We start from the raw sequence: 19721 nt of genomic DNA on the forward strand, positions 1-19721 counted from the left end.
ATGCCGTTTCTGCGTAGATTGCCTTAACTACTTAAATGAGATAAAGGAGATATGCATAACATGGCAGCAAAAGAATGGGGAGACTGGGGAGCACGCTGGATCTGGCCGCAGGAGGAGCAGGGATCAGCGGATAGGGAACAGCAGCACGAGCGTGCGTACTTTCGCAGAGTGTTCGAACTGCCAGCTGGTATCGGAAAGACCTACAGCCTGGATTTGGCCATTACCGCAGACAGCCGCTACAGGCTGTTCGTCAATGGGCAGCGTTTATGGGCCGGTCCTTGTAAAGGACATGGTCATGTACAGTATTATGAAGAATTCAGTCTGGACAATGTTCTACAACCAGGTATAAATGTGCTTGCTGTTGTGGTCGTTCATTATGCAGGGACTACGCCCTTTGAACTGGGTGAAGACGGACCTTTGTCCGTCTGGCGCTCGCAAAAAGGCGGGCTGCTTGTGGAAGCGGCAGTTACACAAGGCGGGCTGCCAGTACAGGAGTTAAATACGGATAGCTCATGGAAAAGTATTAAGGATCGCAGCTATAAGCTCCAGCAGTTTCCGATCATACGCTGGATGGGTGGACTGGAAGAGGTGGAGGGTGACGCAGCGCTGCTGGATTGGACAATGCCCGAATATGATGACAGTGCCTGGCTTGCTACCGGAATTGTACAACCGGTGCGGGATGAATATGGCCAATTAAACCCTTGGCAGCTGGCCCGGCGACCGATTCCGCTGTTGTATGAGCGGGAGCAATTTTTTCTGAAGCTAATGCGCAGCAGTAGCGGGGAAGGGCATGCCTTTTTTGAGGAAGGACATAGTCTGGAGCTGCGAAATGGAGATGGCGGCGCTTCACCCAACGCAGCAGTGCCTTCCGCTGGAATAACTGTGGAATCTGGGCAACATTTCTGGTTGGAGTTGGATGCTGGCGAGCTAACCACAGGGTATTTGCAGCTTAGACTTCTCGGGGGCAAAGGTAGCCGGATTACCCTACTATGCGCTGAGTGCTATGAAGAAGAAACGGGGGATGATGAGATTCGCCGCAAAGCTGTCCGTGATGATACAAAGGAACATGTATTAAGAGGGGGTTACGACAGCTATCACCCGGCAGGTTACGGCATCTCTGCGCGGATGGAAATCTACGAACCGTTCTGGTTCCGTACCTTCCGCTATGTACGGCTGGAAGTGCAGGCTGGTGCCGAGCCTCTAACGATTTCCAGCTTTAGCTATAGGGAGACCGGATATCCACTTCAGCCGGAAGGAAACTTTCACTGCTCCGATGAACGATATAACCAACTATGGGAGCTCAGTGTACGAACACTACAGCGCTGCATGCATGAGACCTACGAGGATACTCCTTATTATGAACAACTGCAGTATACCATGGATACCAAACTGATGATGGAGTTTACGTACCTACTATCAGGGGACGACCGGTTAGCGCGGAGAGCTATGGAAGATTATAAGGCCTCTCAGCTACCAAACGGGATGCTACAAAGTCGCTATCCCTCTGTGCTGCCGCAGGTCATTCCTTCCTTCTCCCTATATTGGATCGGAATGATTCATGACCACTACAGATCCTTCGGGGATATGGCCTTGGTGAATCAGTACCGGTTAGCGCTGTTATCTGTGCTGGATTGGTTCGATCAGCGCCTGACTCCGGAGGGTCTGGTGGACAGAACGCCCCGCCAATATTGGAATTACTTCGATTGGGTGGAGGAATGGCCGCTCGGCGCACCGGATTGTACGGATGATGCACCCGCAACCGTACTGAGCCTGATGTATGCGGCCGCGTTGGAGCAAGCGGCTGAATTGCTTGCAGCCAGCGGTTGGACACAGATTGCTGGAGAACTGCGTCAATGCAAAGCGGCGGTCAACGCTGCGGTAATGGATTGCTGCCGGCTAGCGAACAGTCTGCTGTTCCGCGACAGTCCGGAGGCAACTGCGGGAACGCAGCATAGCCAGCACACGCAGGTCTGGGCGGTTTTGGCGGGCACAGTGGATGTTGTAGAAGGGGCGGCACTGCTGGAGTCTACGTTAACAGACACATCACTGGCTAAGCTTTCGTTGCCGATGAGCTACTATCTATTCCGCGCGCTAGAGAAATGCGGAATGTATGACCGCTCATTCGGACTATGGACACGGTGGTTGAAGCAGTTGGAGCTTAATCTCACTACACTTCCAGAAATAGATTCAACCGGCACCAGAAGTGACTGCCACGCCTGGAGCGCACTGCCGATCACTGAGTTCACCAGAGGGATATTGGGTGTCCAACAAGGAATAGAGGGAATAACTATAAAGCCCCACTATGGAGAACTGCGGCAGGCCAGCGGAACCGTAAGTACAAGTATCGGCCCAATAAACATCAAATGGGAAATCCGTTCAGTAACAGGACAGGAGATCTTCCACATGAAAGCTTTCTGGCAAGCCGGATCGGCAATTATAATAATTCTGCCTAATAATGAAGTGCATGAGACAGATGAGGGTTCCTTTTACAAGGAGATCGACATTAGTCACCTTAGCTGTTAGTCTGATTTCAGTTGATTTTGTTTTCATTGATTCATACACCGGAGGGGGATGGGGAAGTCATATGTTCAGATCGTTCGGCCGCAATATCCGCCTAGTCCTGGTGTTGTTCATTACTGTCTATATTGTCACTTCGAGCTTCATTCTGTACCGTACTATGGAGCATAGAAGCCTTGACATGCTGCGGCAGCTATCCGTTCAGTACACTGGCCAGCAGCATAAGAACACACTTCTGTTCATGAACTGGCTGGAGGAGACCTCGAAGCTTATATCCAACAACCAGGTGGTGCAGAATGCGCTGAAAAAACCAACATATGACGGGGCAATCTCTCCGATACTTGAGGGCATACGTTCTTCCAGTAGTGACATTCTCGGCATTTACATTTGGGGAGAAGCAGGGGGAACTTACTCCTCGAGCAATGTTTCCGGGTTGCTGCCCTTTGCAGAGATCAAAAAAGAGCCAGGCATGGAACAATTTCTAAATAACCGAGAGCAGGCTTTGCGCTGGACGGTGCTGAACCGGGAGCATCTAATGTATGCACCTTCGGATCTGCGCGACCGTCTGTTACTTGAAGTGAAAATTCAGGGTTCGATGGGAGACGTCCTCGGTCTGCTCTCGCTCGAAGTGGAGATTGACAAGCTTTACAGCTTCTACCTTTCTGGCGAGAATACAATCTACGGGGAAAATGAAGTTTACCTACTGACCGGAAACGGGAAGCTATTGAGTGCTGCCGATGTCCCGAAGGAGCGCCTGCAGGAGATCAAAGCAGCACTAGCAACCTCGGAAAAAGCTACCTTGGCTGAGCCTGTGACACAGGGTATCGATCAAAATAGTACAGGCAGAGCTGATGCAGATCTGCTGGAGCGAGAAACGGCTGACGGCCTGATTTTGCTCTATCCACTGCCGGAATCGGCAGAGCGGATTGTCACCTATATCTCAGCAGACGGCATGAATGCAGAGCTGCGGACCTTTAAGTATTTAATGCTCGCCCTGAACCTCGTAGTGTTCATAGTGTTCTGGCTGCTGATCTCAGTGCTTAGCGGCAGTATTGTTAATCCACTGAAGCAGTTGTACCTGAAGATTAATTCAACAATGAAAGACTAAAATAAGATACGGATGAAGTAAGATATAGTTGTATTCAGTATACTTATTATTCGGAAAGTTAGTTGCTGCCAACAGAATTGGAACGTATTGATGTACCAAATACACTTAAACTTCTGCTCGCTGCAAAAAAAGGGTGCTTTAGCTGTATTAAATACAGGCCTGTTGATTAGCTAAATTATGGCAGGAAAAAACACTGCATTAGCTAAATAAATCCTCCACTCCGGTGGTAAAGTTTGTAAAGTAAATAACCGATCAAAGTCGGCGAATGTCAATTTAGCGCTTCCATGCACAACTGTATTTCCTTGCTCAAACAGGAATTTAAGCAAAACATAAATGAGTAACGCCGTGTACAACTGTCCATACACTGCATTTGGCGTTGTTCCAAATAATTTCGGAATGTTGAGATGTTGCTTGATCCAACGAAAAAAGACCTCAATCTGCCACCGTTTCTTGTAGATATCTGCGATTCGTTCGGCTGAATGCCAATGCAGATTTGTAGCGAGAATGACGGGATTGTCTTTCGGATCTTTTAGGATCACCACCCGAAACCTGTTCTGAGTGAGCGCCTTTGTCTTACCTAATTGGCAGGTCAGATCCTGTTCAATCGTTCCCGTAAAAGGGCTTTTTCGTTCTCTTGGGATCGGATTCTGGAAGGTCGTATTGTCACGAAGGCGAATTACAAAATATTGCCGATTTTCTTGCTCTTGATAGTTGTCAAATCCCTTATGCTTGCCATACGCTCGGTCTGCTACCAAAATATATCTCCAGTCCAATAAGTCTGGGCAACTCTTCAAATCAGGTTCATATCCCGTCGTTTCGGTGACTCTGTGCAATTCGCCGTGGTCTCCAACGATCCCTACGTGTAGCTTAACACCCGCTTTTTGACCTTTGTGTGGAGCCCAAGGCAGTCGTCCCAAACCTACCGTAATTGTGGTAGAATCAACGACCAGCAACTCTTTTGGAATACCAAGTACACGCCGAGTCTTTCGATTACACAACCCAATCATGAGATCCAGCAAACGCTTGAATAATTCAAAAGGAACGTCTTTGGCTTTTTTGGAGAGAGTAGAATGATCTACAGAACGTTGCCCACAAAGGGCCATCCGCTGTTCTCCGTCCCGGTATCCATCCCACTGCTGGAAGGCAGCTTCGCCCAAAAATAGAAACAAATCATATACCGTAAACTTTCTTGCCACATCAATATACTTCAGCTCTTTAAGAAGATGGAGTATCTTTTCCTCGGGAATCACCAATTGCAGAATATTTGATAATGAAGTAGACTTTCTCATGAGGTCGCCTCGTTTCGGATGTTTGTAGGGGTACAAACACTTTACCGAATGAGCGGCCTTTTTTCTACCTTTTATTGGTTAATCAACAGGCCTATATTAAATACAACTAAAGCACCTATATTTTTCGAAAGTATCTTTAATTTGCCACTACTCAGAAAAAAACAAGAAATCGTCTTTTTAAGCAAAGTAGAAGTCCCGCCTACCAACTCAAAAAGGATCGATTTCTTTGTGATGTCCGCATTTATAAACTAATTTCGCTAATTAGGCAGTTCCTTCTTCAAGTTGATCGTAACCGTGGTGCCTTGCCCCGGCGTGCTGGAGATACTTAAACCATATTGAGGACCATATTCCAGTTTAATTCGTTCGTCCACATTTCTTAGTCCATACCCGCTCTGAAACAACACATCTTCCTTGGCTTGGCTAAGCGTCGCACCGTTGGAAAAGCCCACCCCGTCATCAGTCACTGTGAAGCGAATCTCATCTGCCACTAATTCGCCTTTAATCCAGATTCGGCCCATCCCGCGTTTCTCACTGATGCCGTGTTTGATCGCATTCTCTGCAATAGGCTGAAGAATCAGCTTCAGAATGCGAACCTTGCGCAGCGATTCCTCAATCTCGTATTCAATCTCGAACTTATCCGGAAACCTCATTTGCTCAACTGTCACAAAACTCTGCACCAAGCGGATTTCTTCGTCCACGGTCACGAACTTGTCGCCTTTATGCAGGCTGATTCGAAAAAAGGTAGCTAGTGAAGAAATCAGCCGCTCGATATCGGGCTGCTTCTTCAGTCGGGCAATCCAGGCAATTGCATCCAGTGTGTTGTAGAGAAAATGGGGATTGATCTGTGATTGAAGTGCGGTCAGCTCGGCTTTCCGTTGCTTTTCTTTCTCCTCATCTTTCTCCAGCATTAATTGGCTGATCCGCTCCACCATCTGATAGTAGCTGTTCTCAAGCTGAAAAATCTCATCAACCTGACCGCGCTGTTCATAAACAGCGGCCAGATTTTTTTTGCCAAACAGGCTCAGCTTCTTCTTCAAGATCAGCAGTGGACGGGTGATTTTGGCTGCCAGATAGAAGGAAAAAATCAGCAGTACAATAAAGGTAACGCTGGCGAACAAAAGCGCATTTTGATTGCCTTTGGCGATTCCCGAGAGCAGTTTGTGATTGGAAATCACGCTGGTGAATTCCCAGCTGACCCCAAGTGTCTCCAACCGGGGATTCAAAGGATAAGTAGCAATGATGTAGGAATTTCCGTTATCTGACCAGGTACGGTAGCCTTCTTTTTTACCTGGGCGAAGAGGGGCGTTTTCCTCCAAAAAATTGCCCAAGAGCCGTTTATCGGGGTGAGAAATAATCCGATTGTCGGAAGTCAGGAAGGAGTAGCCGATGCCAGTGAAGCTGGAGGAATACAGGTCCGCCAAAGCAGCCTCCCTGACATAAATGATGACGACCCCGATATTTTGCCCTGTATTGAAATTGCGGAACTGCTGGCCGAAGGGAATATACGCATTGCCTTCTCCATCCCGTTTGATCTCACCGACAACAGGCATGCTGCTCTCCTGAATGCGTTTGATGAACAGGGCTTCAGGTACCTCCAGCATCTGCTCCTTAGACTGGTAAGAATAAAGCATATTATCGTTGGTGCTGATAATCACGTTACCCACCAGATCGTTCTGGGCCAGCATACCGTCGATGATAGCTCCGATTCGCGATTCCTTGTCAGCTGACGGCAGGGAATCGTTATTGATGATTTGGTAGATATCACTGTTCACCAGAAACCGCAGAAACAACATTTGAATGTCATCGACCATGAGCTCCACGCTAAGCCCAATTTGGCGCTGAGTCTGAACGACATGGCGGTACAGATCCTTTTGCAGGTAGGTATAGGAATAAAAATTGAAAATAACGAGCATCAGCACCAGATGCAGAGACAGTCCTGCTAACAGAACAACAACAATCCGGCTTTTGATCTTGAACCGCCTCATCCAGGAATCAATCCGGTTGGCTAGTCTCCGCTTACCCATAGGTTTTTGCATATTCGCTCGGCGGGATGCCCGTCATTTTTTTGAAGATCTGGCTAAAGTATTTGGAGTCGGTGAAGCCGACCTGATTGCCAACCTCGTACACCCGATACTTCGGATTGCGCAGCATACGTTTGGCCTCCTCGATACGGTATTCCGTCAGACATTCGTAAAAGGTTTTGTTCAGATCTTTACGGAACAGATGCATCAAATGGGTTGGACTGACGAAGACCGCCGCAGCAACCATCTCAACGGTAATGTTCCCGGCATAGTGCTCCCGGATAAAAGCGAGTGCGTCCCTGATTTCACGCCGGCACCGAGCCCCAGCCTCTTCTTCAGCATACAGCACACGTTCAATGCCAGAAAGGGCACGCTGCGCAGCAAGTACAGCCTGCCGGTATGAATCTACGATCCCGTTCCATTCTCCCGCAGGTTTACCTATGCCGACGCTTAAGGCCTGGCCGAAGTGCTGTTGGCTCCATTCAGATAGTTGTTTGCCCAATTTTCGTGCAGAATCTCCGGCCAGCTCTGGATCCTCGGTCCGAAGGATCATAACCCACTCCAGATGGCTGTCCCTGAATAGACACAGTTGCTCAAAAGAATGCGCTTCCAGAATAGTCGCCGCTGCATCCTCTAGCACTTTGCCTACAGTATTTCCTTGAAGGCCGTTATCAGGAGGGAAGGTAATGGACAGCGGTATGATAGCTTTTCCAGGTTCCAATTGCAGTTCCAGTAATTTTATCTTATTTGCAATAAACTCTTCGTCATGCAGTTGGTCATGCAGTAAATCCTGCCAGAACTGCTTGGAGATCGAGGCCAATTCCTCGTTAAGCTGTGAATACCGCTTGGAGAGTTGCTTTTTGCCAAGGATTTCATCCCCGACGCTTCGAACTGTATTTGCAAGTTCTTCTATATTAATGGGCTTTAGCAAATAGGTGGAGGCGCCATAACGCAAAGCAGCCTGCGCATATTGAAATTCGTCATAACCGCTGAGCACGACAATCCCTACGAGCATGTCCTGTTCCCGTATTTTTTCGATGAGCTCAAGACCGTTCATATACGGCATACGAATATCGGTAATGATCACATCTGGACGGTGCTGTAGGGCAAGCTCCAATCCTTCCTCGCCATTGCTGGCTTCTCCTATGATCTCGACGTTATATTCTGCCCAGTCTATGGTCTGGGTGATGCCCATGCGGACCAGATATTCGTCATCCACTACAAGCGCTTTCAACATTGGCTTCACCTCGAAGTAGTTTCTAATATGTCTTACAGCCATTATAAACATGAAACCTCTTAAAGAGGAGGTATAATTTCTGAGGTTGTCAGGATCGCAAACGATTTCGCAGTATGTTCCCCGGTGACTCTGCGCAGTGACTGCCACGTAGCGTAAGGATCAAACATTTCAACAGCTTCGCAAACCGTTTCATAGGATTCCATCCTAACTTTTGCAAAATCCACTGTGATAGACTTTAAGCGTAAAAGAGCAGTAAGCGCTTTTATAAACATAGAGAGCTCGAAATTGAACGTTGTAGGAGGAGTACACTAGATGCAAGATTCATATTCATTTATTCCATTTGGGTTTCAATATTACCGTTCCCCGACCCCCTTCCGTGATCAATGGGAACAAGACCTAAGCAATATTGCCGGACAGGGCTTCAATTGTGTGAAATATTGGGTACAATGGCGTGCGAGTGTGTCTAAAGAAGGGACCTATCATTTCGATGATATTCAGCAGCTGATGGATATTGCGCAGAGGAATGGTTTGAAGGTCATTTTGAATGTGATTTTCGACGTGGCGCCGGCCTGGTTCTATAAAAAATATCCTGATTCCAAAATGGTTACAGCGGACGGTTCCATTCTGGAACCAAGGGCGATTAACTGCCGCCAGATCGGCGGAGCGCCGGGGCCCTGTTATCATCATGCAGCTGCCGCCGAAGAAAAGGCAAAGTTTCTGGCGGAGACGGTGAAGACTTTTAAGGATCATCCCGCGCTCTGGGTCTGGGATTTATGGAATGAGCCTGAACTAACCACAGGAATCAAGCGCAAGCTGTCTTTTGACAACCAGGTGTGTTATTGCGAGCAATCGCTGTGGGTGTTCCAAGAATGGCTGGAAAATAAATATGTTACTCTGGAAGCCCTCAATGAATCATGGCAGCGGACTTACGGAAGCTGGGAGGAAGTAGAGGCACCGCGTGGACAAGGCGTATTTAATGATCTGGTGGACTGGCGCCTGTTCATGTCCGGTACTTTAACGGATGAGCTGCGGAGCCGGGTAGATATAGTGAAGTCACTGGATCTTTTGCATCCTGTTATGGCCCACACTGTGCCCGCTCCTATCTTTAATATGATTACAGCGGGTTCGGACGACTTCAAGCTGGCTGAGCCCTGTGACCTGACAGGCAATAGCCTTGGGTCCTCGGCCTGGTCTGCTGATCTACTGATCTCTGCCGCCAAAGGTAAACCCATTATCAATTCGGAGATTCATGCTTTGCCAGGCAATACTGCAATGAAGCCGCGTCAGCCGGACCTGCGGGAAATGAAACGGCATATTCTGACCCCGCTCGCTCGTGGCATCACGGGATATTTGTTCTGGCAGTACAGACCAGAGATATTGGGACAGGAGGCCCCTGCATGGGGCAGTGTATATTTGGACGGAAGTCCAACCCCATGGTACAAGGATATGGCTCATCTAAATAAGCTGGTGCAAAACAACAAGCAAGAGCTGATGCGTGCAAAACGGCGCGGAGACGGGATTGCTATTCTGTTCAGTCCGCAGAACCAGGTTGCTAACTTTGCAGCACATGATCATCTGGACACCTACAACGATTCCTTACAAGGCGTCCATAAACTACTGCATGAGCTCAATTATAAAGTTGAATTTCTGCATGAGACGGATGTTAACGAGAAGACACTGGAGCAATACCACTGCTTGTGGATGCCTTATCCTCTATATTTGAACCGCAAACTGTGTGACATCCTGCGCCAGTGGGTGGAAAAGGGCGGGATCTTGATCTCGGAATGCTCGTTCGGAGCACTTCAGGCAGAGAATGGCTGCCACAGCTATACGGTGCCCGGTTATGGATTTGACCAGGTGTTCGGGGTCCGTGAGACTTGGATTCATTCCGCTGAGAACCTCGATCACAGCTATCATCAGGTAGCGTTCGAATCTCGGACAGCGATTCCGTTGCGGAATGTTATGGAGCACAGCAAGGCGGAGGACTCGGCAGCAGGCGATACGGCGCACGGATCCTATTACAAATCGGATATCGAGCTGGAAAGCCATGTGAAGGTACTGGCTGAATTTGCCGAGGACCGCATGCCTGTGTTGACTACCGCCGCTTATGGCAACGGGAGTGCCGTATGGTTCGGTACCTTGCTTGCGGCTGCCTACTGGCAGGATGGACATCCCGGAACGCTTCAGCTGGTACGGGATCTATTGCAGAAGGAAATGAAGCTGCAGCCGTTTGTGCAAGCAAGCGTTGGTGTCCGCGCGGATCTCTCCGAGTGGGAAGGCGAGAAGGACCGAGGGGCATTTCTGTATGTTCATAATGAAGGGGACGCGGCGGTTGAAGCCGAAGTTACGCTGGGTATCATTTATACTTCAGTTGAACCGTGGTTTGATGACGGCAGCGCTGAAATTCAACCAATGAATCTATTGAAACCCACAACTACAAAACTGACTGTGCTTGTGGAAGCTGGAGATGTTCAAGTATTCCGATTATCTTAACCGGTGTCAATAAAGAACGGAGAATATAGAGCCGGTGAAAACTGGCCAAAGGAGTGTATCTATTTGGGTTGGTTAGATTATGTAAATCCATTACAGGGGACGGAGTCAGATTTCCGGTTTTCACATGGCAATACACTGCCACTTACAGCGATGCCATTTGGTATGGCGGCTTGGTGCCCGCAAACCTATGAAGCAGGTGGAACCTGGTTCTTCCACCCGCGCCATCGCCACCTAGAGGGCATCCGGCTGACCCATCAGCCCAGCCCGTGGATCGGAGATTATGGGCATCTGACCCTGTTGCCGCAGACAGGTCCACTGCTCCTCAGTCCCGGTTCACGTTCTTCTTCCTTCAAAACGGAAGAGATGCAAGTGTCCCCTCACTATTTCGATGTGTTTCTTCAACGTTACCGCACCCGGCTGGAGCTGACTCCAACCGAACGTTGTGCAGCGATAAGAATAACTTTCGCTGAGAGGCAGCAGAACAGGCTTATTATAGCACCTCTGAAAGGTGAGTCACATATCACCTTCCAGCCGGATAAACGTAGAATTACCGGCTACACAAGAGGCCATACCGCCGGGGTTCCCGATAATTTCGCGATGTATTTCGTGTTCCAGTTCGACAGGGATTTTCACATGGAGGAGTCGGGAATCTTTAACGGAGATTATCAGCCACTGGGGATCCATGAAGGGACTGGCGAACGACTGGGCGCTTACGTAGGAATAGCTGCACCGGAATCTGGCATAGTGGGAGTGAAGTGCGGGACTTCCTTTATTAGCGGAGAGCAGGCGCTGCTTAATCTGAACCGAGAGATTGGTGAAGACAGCTTCGGAGAGATCTTGAATAGAGCAGAGGCAAGCTGGGAAGAACGGTTGGGGCGCATTGTTGCTGAAAGCGCAGATGAAGAGAACCTCCGCACCTTTTACAGCTGCATGTACCGAATCTGCCTATTCCCAAGAACGTGGCATGAATATAACCAGCAGAACGAGCAGATCCATTACAGCCCTTTTAATGGAAGCATCTGCCAGGGTCCAATGTATTCGGATATCGGGCTGTGGGATATATACCGAACCAGCCTTCCTTTATACAGTATCCTATTTCCATCTTTATTGGGTGAGATTATGCAGGCGTGGACATTGGCATACAAGGAGAGCGGCTGGCTGCCAAAGTGGCTGTCACCAGGGGAGCGCAGTGCCATGCCCGGCACTCTGATTGATGCCGCAGCTGCGGATGCCGTGGTTAAGGGCATCGGCGGTTTTGATACAGAGGTACTGTATGAAGGTCTTCTGAAGCATGCAGATCGTCCGTCAGTGGACGAGAAGCTGGGCAGAAGGGGCCTTGAATTGTACTTGCAGCATGGTTATCTGCCGCATGACCGTTTCCATGAAAGTGTAAGCAACACATTGGATTATGTATACGGAGATTTCTGTATTGCCCAGATGGCCAAAACACTTGGCAAAATGGATGATTATGAGCGTTTTATGACTCGGGCGCAGAATTATAAGCTGCTGTTTGATCCGACAGTTGGGTTTATGAGAGGTCGTAACGAGGACGGGACTTGGCAGGAAGCATTTGATCCTCTGGAGTGGGGTAATCCGTTTTGTGAGGGCGGGGCTTGGCAGGGGAGCTGGGCTGTGCCCCACGACTTCCCTGGACTAGCCGGGCTGATGGGCGGTGAAGAGGCTTTTGTCCAGCGTCTGGATCAGTTGATGGCTGAGGAACCGGTATTTAAAGTGGGATCCTATGGTTTGGAAATACACGAAATGTCGGAAATGGCCTCCGCCGATCTGGGTCAGTTTGCCATCAGCAATCAGCCGAGCTTCCACATTCCTTATATATTTGCCAGACTCGGTGTGCTGTCCAAAACGCAGTATTGGGTCCGCAAAACCATGGCCGAACTGTTCAGCAGCCAGATGGATGGTTTACCCGGCGACGAAGATAACGGCAGCATGGGTGCTTGGTTTATTTGGAGCGCCATCGGCCTATACCCGTTAAGTCCCGGAATTCCTGAATATGTGCTCGGCAGCCCACTTTTTGATAAGGTAACTATTCAGCTTGAAAATGGGCAGCAATGGATCATTGACGCAGAGAACAACAGCCCCGCCAATGTGTACAGCAAATCGGTCCAATGGAAAGGATCGCTATGGGAGCACCACTCTCTGTCACATGACGAGATTGTCAAAGGTGGAGTCTTGAATTTCTGTATGTTTTCGGGCACAGATCCGTCTTAAGAACAATGCAAGGCAGTCTGGAAAATTCCGGACTGCCTTTGTTTTTATTAGATGATTTTACAATCAAAAAAAATTGAGGAACACACTGAATCAGTGATGAATGCAAATCGACTTTTCTATAAATCACTCCGATCCCGTAATTGTATGGAAATCATGCTTGATATACAACAATCTGCTGCCCAATCCCGACAAACGCGCTGAATTTTTGCACATTGTACAACATTCCACGTTCGAATCGCGCCATCTGTGCAAAATTTTACGCAGCTTGAAATAGAAGTGGGGAGTCACCAGCGCCACTATCAATCAAAGGAGTTCACCTTTACAACCGTACAGGCTACGTAACTTCTCTATTCTCCGACAGCATTTTTTTATAGGGCGAAAACTGGGCTTTACGGTCAAATCGTGAAATGGCAAACCATTTCGCAGCTTTCTCGCCTGTTATTTCAATGTAAACATGTCTAATATCGAAGAGAATGAAAGCGCTTAACATCGAGGATGAGAGAGGAGGAAATAACTTATGACTCTAAAACTTCATTCCAAAAGAAATCAGCTAATCGTTATTCTGACCGCTCTGTTAGCAGGAAGCCTGCTGCTGATTGGTGCGAAGAATATGCAAGCTCCACAAGCAGAAGAAATGCTTCTGACCCTTAACGGGCAGGAGGCGACAGCAGCGGAGTTCAACTGGCATCTTCAAATGAATCGGGCACTGATTGTTGATTATTTTAAACAAACTTACAACGCCGACTATTCAATAGACTTCTGGTCTGCCTACTATTCCGGCGAAAATCCAATGCAGAGATGGATCAATACAGCTCAAACTCAGCTTTTGACGAAGCGGATGGAGCTACAGCTTGCTCAAGAAGCAGGAGTCGTAACGGATATCAGTTTTGAAGGTTTTCTCAAGGAAATGGAGCGCGAGAATAATCGGCGGAGTCAGGCAGCAGCGAATAAGGAGGTGGTGTATGGTCCTCTTCATCTGGAGGCGCAGGCCTATTTCAGTTATTACATGAGCAACCTTGAGGATGCCACGATTGAGGAAATGCGCAGTAACGGAAGTATCGTGATTTCAGACGAACAGGTGAAATTGGAATATGAAGGAAATCTAATTGCGAAATATTCTCTGCCGGGAACGATTCGTCTGGAATGGGCAACGCTTCCCTTTGGCCCAGAAACAGAGTACAAAGATCAGCAAAAAGCCTTAGAAAGAATGGAAAAGCTCCATGCAATAGCAACAGCGACAGCAGCAACAGATTCTTCAGGCACAGGCTTCCAAGGCCAGGCAAAGGAGTTTGGCGTAAACGTTGGCGAGGTGAAAATAACAAGTGCTTCACGTCGAACAGCAGCTCTGGAAAATCCAAAGGTATTGCTTACCGCAGAGCAACTGGCGCCGGGAGAATTTAGCGGTTTGTTTACTGAAAATGGGGCTATCCACCTACTTTACTGCCTGTCGGCAGATGATGCAGCTATTCAGCCGTTCGATCATGTGAAGGATGCCATCGCACTGAATTTGGCGCAGCAGAAGTATAGATCCATTGTGGACGAAAAGCTGTCCGAAGCTGTCGTGGAATGGAATTACCCGATGGCTGAAGATCTCGCAAACCATACCATCCAATAAATGTTCAAGGGGGAATAATACAATAATGTTCAAAAAACTCGTAAAATCACTGCTTATAATGGTGCTGATCTTCACAGCGGTGCTTCCCGTAATGGGCGTTTCTGCCCATGCTGAAGAGACGAATGCCGATGATTTCTCAACCCTACCGGCAGCGGAACACAGGTCCGAGAACTGGCTAATTGACAGTAGTAATCCTCAGTTTTTCGAAGGAGATGCAGCCCGGCTGGTCAGAACCTCCACGGAAACTGGCTATGCCATTTACCCTTTGACTGGAGTTCAGTCGTTTACGCTTCAAGCGTATTATTTCTCAGGTTCCACGGCTGTTATCAAGTTCTACGGATCGCCAGATGCAGATATCTGGACGGAGCTTCCAGCCATCAACGACAGTCCCACCGCAACCGGTTCTGGCTGGTACGGAACAGTATATACACCCTCGGGGGCGCTGCCGGATGGTGTCAATTATCTCAAAATTGAAGTCAGTGGTGACCTCGATACCTGGCTGATGCAGCTTGGGCACCTTACGCTCTCCAATGTGTCGCTTGCACCACAAACGATTGTTGATGAGCTTGACGACATTGCACAGCTTTATGCACACAGTACAAATTGGTCTTTAGATACAAGCAATCCCGCTTTTTTTGGTGGAGATCATTCTCGTGCGGTGAGAACAGCAGACTCAGCAGAATCACTCGTGTACCATTTGCATAATCTGCAACATTTCACAGCCCGCATGCATTCCTTTGCCGGGTCTAGCGGGACTATCAACTTCTATGGTTCGGCGGATGCATCCACTTGGACAGAACTTTCTGCTGTTCATGAACCTCCACAGGCCACTGGTGATGCGGCTTGGACTGGGACGAATTATACTCCGGCACAAGGGATTCCTTCCGGCATTCATTATTTAAAAATCGAGCTTAGCGGTGATTCCGCACCCTGGCTGATGCAACTAGGATCGGTCACTTTATCCAACCGCTTGCCTGGAGATGGAGGGAGCAGCGGTGGAGACGGAGAATATTATTTGGATTCATTTGCAGGCAGCGACAACAACGATGGAAAAACACCGGAGACTGCCTGGAAGACCTTCTCTGTAGTGAATCAGACTACCTTTGAAGCTGGGGATCGTATTTTGTTAAAGAAGGGTGGAATCTGGAACGAACAATTATATCCTAAGGGCAGCGGCACAGATGAAGAACCGATTACAATATCTGCCTATGGGAATGGAAGCAAACCGATTATCAACGGTGGAGGCATGGCCGGAGCAGCTGTATACCTACGTAACGCCTCGAACTGGGTGATTCGGGATCTTGAGGTCACTAATTATGCTTCCGAGAGGGGAACTGTTTACCGGGAAGGTATCATGGTGGAGAACGCAAATGGAGGAACATTAAGTAATATCCGCATCCAGGATAACTATGTCCATGATGTATCAAGCAGTTTCCGTTATCCGACGGTTTCCGGAGCCGAAGGTGGTCCGCATGCATTTGGAGGTATCTCCGTATATGTGGGCGGTACGACGGGCACGGACAAGTTCGATGGGGTATGGATCGAGGGCAATACAGTGGAACGGATAGGCCGGACCGGTATTGTGGTATGGGATCAGCGTTTTAACGGAGCAGACTATGCTACGGTCAATGTTACGATCCGTGGAAATTATGTCAAACAAGCCGACAGCGACGGTATTCTCACCTTCGGTGCGGATGGAGCGGTGATTGAGCATAACATAGCGGAGGAAGGCGGAAATTATTCCGAAGAAGGCGAGTTTAACGGCTCTGCCGCAATCTGGCCGACTCGCGGCAAGAATAATATCGTCCAGTTCAATGAGTCTTTTAACACGAACAAACCAGAGGGAGATGGTCAGGGCTTCAATCTGGATATCGATACGATGGACAGTGTGGTTCAATATAATTACAGCCATGGCAACAAAGGCGGATTCATGCTTTTTGTCGATGCCCGTTTGACTCCAGGCGTGCTGACAGGCTCCTCTAACAATGTAGTCAGATACAACATCAGCCAGAATGATCTAACGCATACGTTTAATTTTGCAGGCGGGGTTACGCCAGATACACAAATCTATAACAATACTATCTATATCGGAGCTGGGCAAAACACCAAAATTATCGATCATGAATGGGATGACGCAGGAAATATTAACGCTCCATATTCTTTTAGGAACAATCTAGTCTACAACCTTGGTCAAGGAGGTTATAATCTGCCAGGGGTGAACGGTAGCTTCGACCATAATCTATTATATGGCAACCATCCAGTAAGCGAGCCGGAAAATACCAATCCTATCACAGCAAATCCACTCTTAGTTGCTCAGGGCACCGCCGGAATTGGTTGGAATACAGTGGACGGTTACAAGCTGAGAGAGGGGTCTCCTGCACTTGGGGCCGGTGCTATCATTGCAGACAACGGTGGGCGGGACTACTGGGGCAATCCCGTTTCAGCAGCAACTCCACCGAATATCGGAGCTTATAATGGACCTGGACTTGATCCTGCTACGCTTCCAGAAGCTCCTGTAGATGATCTGCGACTATATTTTCAAGGTTTAAAAATTGCTCCTCATATTACAGATGGTAATAACGGCGGCATGTCGCTGCAACTTCAATTTACAAACAGTTCTAGTGTGGATCCTCTGAGAATTAAAAAGATTTCCTGGACCCTAGGGAAAGAGACTGGTCAGATCAGCGGTAGTGAATCGCAATTGTCTGAAATTGCCCCAAATAGTGGATTTACTTATTCAATTCCACTGCCGGGATTCTCAGAAGGCGTTAAATATCCCCTAGAGTTGAAGGTTGATCTAGAAGGCTATGAGGCAATTCACCTCAAGCAAAATATAGATATTAACCGGATGCAGCATCAGTCCGATACACGTAGTCCCGCTCTGATTGATCTTGCGGACGGAACCCCTTTGCTCAACGGATATAATGGTTCGGATGATCTTAGCGGAACAGCGCAGCTACGCTGGGATGAAGAACACATTTATTTGACCGCCGGTATCCGCGATGATGTATTCAGCCATAATGCTGCCGGGATTAATATTTGGCAAAATGACAGTATTCAGTTCAGTCTTGCTCCCGGTGTCCCGGGCGATAGTCAATCCTGGTATGAATACGGAATCTCGCAAACACCAGAGGGGCCGCAAATATATCGCTGGCTGTCCATGAAAGGTGCAGCTACCGGAGTGTTGACTAAGGGAACTTTAAGTGTGGCCAGAGATGAGGCGACCAAGGTTACATCATATGCTCTGGCACTACCTTGGAGCGAAATAAGCCCGATCCGTCCAGCGGCGAGCGATATCTTAAGCTTCTCCATGCTGGTTAACGATAATGATGGCGCGGGTCGAAAAGGATATATTGAATGGGGATCAGGCATTGGCGCTGCGAAGGACGCCTCACTTTTCCGCACCTTCCAGTTTATGAACGTAGAAGGTGAAGAAGAGACACCGCTGAGTGATAATGCCGATTTGAGCGTTTTGAGAATGGACGGTACAGACATCCCTGAGTTTGACCGTAAGAAACTGAACTATACAATAAATGTGCCCTTTGCCAAGACAGCGGTGGCTGTAACTGGGACACCTTCAGATGCAGAAGCCAAATTGACGGTAACAGGTGGAAGTGAACTTAAGGTAGGAGATAACAGAATCGATGTTAAAGTTACCGCTGCGAACGGCATAACAACTAAGACCTACACTTTGAATGTAGTGCGGAGTGAAGTAGGTGGGGGAACAGATACGCCCGGCAATTCGTCCGGCAGCAATAATAGTGGCAACACAAATGAAAGTAGTGGAGGAAAAATAGTTAATCCAGTGAATATAATTTCAGCGGGCCGTATTCGCATTCAGGGTTCACCCGGTGCTGAAGGAATGAAAATTGCACAGCTTCCCACAGGAGAACTCCAAAAAGCGATGAAGGGAGTGCAAGATGGAGCTTTAGTACTTGAGCTTGCTGAAGAGGATGCGACTGCCAGCGGTGTGGCTTTTCAAGTGCCCATTCCCGAACTAAAAGATAATGTTACTTCCCTAACTGTAAAAGCAGGTGCTGCCACAATAACACTTCCAATTAACACTTTAGGTGAGAATATTCCAGAGGGTGCCCGGCAGTTGGAGCTATCTATCCATTTTGTTGATGCGTCAACCCTTCCAGTTGCCTTAAAAGAGAAATGGAAAACGCATGCTTTGTTCCGGATCTCAATGACGGTAGACGGCAAGTCCAAAGAAACATTAAGCCCTTCTGCGGCAATGAAGGTATCATTTGGATATAAATTAACCCCTGACGAGGTCCCACATCAAGCCATCGTCTACTCTGTTACCGGAGAGGGAGTGGTCAAAGTGGTCAAAAACTCCAAATACGTATCAGGTACTGGAAAAATTACGTTTACATCAAGTGATTTTGGACTCTATGCTGCAGCTAATGCAAATATCCACTTCTCTGATGTTGATTCAGGCTCCACAGTCATCTTGGAAGCTTTGGCTTCCCGTGATCTTATTCATGGCACAGGCGGGGGCAAATTCGAGCCTGCCCGGCAAATTACAAGAGCGGAATTTGTTCAGCTGTTAGTATCAGCGCTAGAACTTCAAGCCGAGAGTAGCAGTACTTTCAAAGATGTGAGTTCAAATGCTTGGTATTACCAAGCTGTCTCAACTGCTCAGGCGCTAAAGCTTGTTAACGGACGTAGCGAAGGCGTATTTGCCGCAAAAGAACCTATTTCCCGCCAAGAAATGGCTGTTATTCTTTTTCGCACTCTGAGATTATCTGCTCTCCAGTCGGATATCTCCGGCAAGGCAGCAACTTTTGCCGATGAGAAGCAAATCGGGTCTTACGCGATGGATGCGGTTGAGTACCTGCGGGATACAGGAATTATCAACGGTTATACCGACGGTACCTTCAGACCACTGAGCCTGACCACACGTGCGGAAGCCGCTGCTTTAATTTACAGAGTAATGGAATTGTAAGCACCAGAGAAGAGCAGGAGCCAAGTTCACTTGGCTCCAGCTTTTTTTGCTTTCGGAAATGATAATTGGGACGGTGACGGCAGCTTCAAAATCACGATGAATATGGCTGAGCTGGTGAACAGCAGCGGGATCACACGTAGCAAAGAAATGACCGTAATCGTTAAGGAATAGAACAGGGACAAAAAAACACAAATTTAGGCAACCAGTCGCCGAAAAAACAGGGATGACTGGTTGCCTTTTGAGTTATAAAATGCATTATCA

The 19721-nt window shown here is 48.2% G+C and carries 10 protein-coding genes; 7 read left to right on the forward strand and 3 right to left on the reverse strand.

What is annotated here, in order from left to right:
* The first annotated feature begins 60 nt into the window (after positions 1-60).
* Positions 61-2523, forward strand: coding sequence for an alpha-L-rhamnosidase-related protein (locus tag MKZ09_RS17685; RefSeq protein ID WP_076203673.1), 2463 nt, complete (start codon positions 61-63; stop codon positions 2521-2523).
* A 61-nt stretch (positions 2524-2584) separates the two neighbouring features.
* Positions 2585-3625, forward strand: coding sequence for a hypothetical protein (locus MKZ09_RS17690; protein WP_076203669.1), 1041 nt, complete (start codon positions 2585-2587; stop codon positions 3623-3625).
* Positions 3626-3795: 170 nt separating this feature from the next.
* Here MKZ09_RS17690 and MKZ09_RS17695 read toward each other — a convergent pair whose 3' ends face one another.
* The 3 genes from MKZ09_RS17695 to MKZ09_RS17705 all read right to left on the reverse strand — a co-directional run bounded on the left by MKZ09_RS17695 (position 3796) and on the right by MKZ09_RS17705 (position 8214).
* Entirely contained in the window at positions 3796-4914 is a 1119-nt protein-coding gene (locus tag MKZ09_RS17695; protein WP_076137728.1) for an IS4 family transposase, read from the reverse strand.
* Positions 4915-5171: 257 nt separating this feature from the next.
* Positions 5172-6899 (reverse strand): cache domain-containing sensor histidine kinase, encoded by a 1728-nt coding sequence (locus MKZ09_RS17700; RefSeq protein ID WP_076201327.1) that lies wholly within the window; start codon positions 6897-6899, stop codon positions 5172-5174.
* Positions 6900-6930: 31 nt separating this feature from the next.
* Complete coding sequence (locus MKZ09_RS17705; RefSeq protein ID WP_076201324.1) at positions 6931-8214, reverse strand: response regulator; 1284 nt, start codon at positions 8212-8214, stop codon at positions 6931-6933.
* A 270-nt stretch (positions 8215-8484) separates the two neighbouring features.
* Between MKZ09_RS17705 and MKZ09_RS17710 the strand changes: the two genes are divergently transcribed.
* The 5 genes from MKZ09_RS17710 (at position 8485) to MKZ09_RS17730 (ending at position 19631) form a co-directional block, all read left to right on the forward strand.
* Positions 8485-10665 (forward strand): beta-galactosidase, encoded by a 2181-nt coding sequence (locus MKZ09_RS17710; RefSeq protein WP_076201322.1) that lies wholly within the window; start codon positions 8485-8487, stop codon positions 10663-10665.
* A gap of 63 nt (positions 10666-10728) precedes the next feature.
* Positions 10729-12894, forward strand: coding sequence for a GH92 family glycosyl hydrolase (locus tag MKZ09_RS17715; RefSeq protein WP_076201320.1), 2166 nt, complete (start codon positions 10729-10731; stop codon positions 12892-12894).
* Between the two features lie 517 nt (positions 12895-13411).
* Entirely contained in the window at positions 13412-14509 is a 1098-nt protein-coding gene (locus MKZ09_RS17720; RefSeq protein WP_076201318.1) for a hypothetical protein, read from the forward strand.
* A gap of 25 nt (positions 14510-14534) precedes the next feature.
* Positions 14535-19460 carry an S-layer homology domain-containing protein gene (locus MKZ09_RS17725; RefSeq protein ID WP_076201316.1) on the forward strand — a complete coding sequence of 1642 codons (4926 nt, stop codon included), beginning with the start codon at positions 14535-14537 and terminating at the stop codon, positions 19458-19460.
* A gap of 30 nt (positions 19461-19490) precedes the next feature.
* The gene (locus MKZ09_RS17730) at positions 19491-19631 is read left to right on the forward strand and encodes a hypothetical protein (protein WP_162636744.1); all 141 of its coding nucleotides are present in this window, start codon (positions 19491-19493) and stop codon (positions 19629-19631) included.
* Positions 19632-19721 lie beyond the last annotated feature (90 nt).

Origin of the sequence: Paenibacillus sp. FSL R5-0908, assembly GCF_038006245.1 — a bacterium.
In the GTDB taxonomy this organism is placed as follows: domain Bacteria; phylum Bacillota; class Bacilli; order Paenibacillales; family Paenibacillaceae; genus Paenibacillus_AQ; species Paenibacillus_AQ odorifer.

Bases quoted from the DNA above. Each gene is read 5' to 3' on its own strand.
- MKZ09_RS17685 (WP_076203673.1), top strand. From the start codon at position 61: ATGGCAGCAAAAGAATGGGGAGACTGGGGAGCACGCTGGATCTGGCCG.
- MKZ09_RS17690 (WP_076203669.1), top strand. From the start codon at position 2,585: ATGTTCAGATCGTTCGGCCGCAATATCCGCCTAGTCCTGGTGTTGTTC.
- MKZ09_RS17695 (WP_076137728.1), bottom strand. From the start codon at position 4,914: ATGAGAAAGTCTACTTCATTATCAAATATTCTGCAATTGGTGATTCCC.
- MKZ09_RS17700 (WP_076201327.1), bottom strand. From the start codon at position 6,899: ATGAGGCGGTTCAAGATCAAAAGCCGGATTGTTGTTGTTCTGTTAGCA.
- MKZ09_RS17705 (WP_076201324.1), bottom strand. From the start codon at position 8,214: ATGGCTGTAAGACATATTAGAAACTACTTCGAGGTGAAGCCAATGTTG.
- MKZ09_RS17710 (WP_076201322.1), top strand. From the start codon at position 8,485: ATGCAAGATTCATATTCATTTATTCCATTTGGGTTTCAATATTACCGT.
- MKZ09_RS17720 (WP_076201318.1), top strand. From the start codon at position 13,412: ATGACTCTAAAACTTCATTCCAAAAGAAATCAGCTAATCGTTATTCTG.
- MKZ09_RS17725 (WP_076201316.1), top strand. From the start codon at position 14,535: ATGTTCAAAAAACTCGTAAAATCACTGCTTATAATGGTGCTGATCTTC.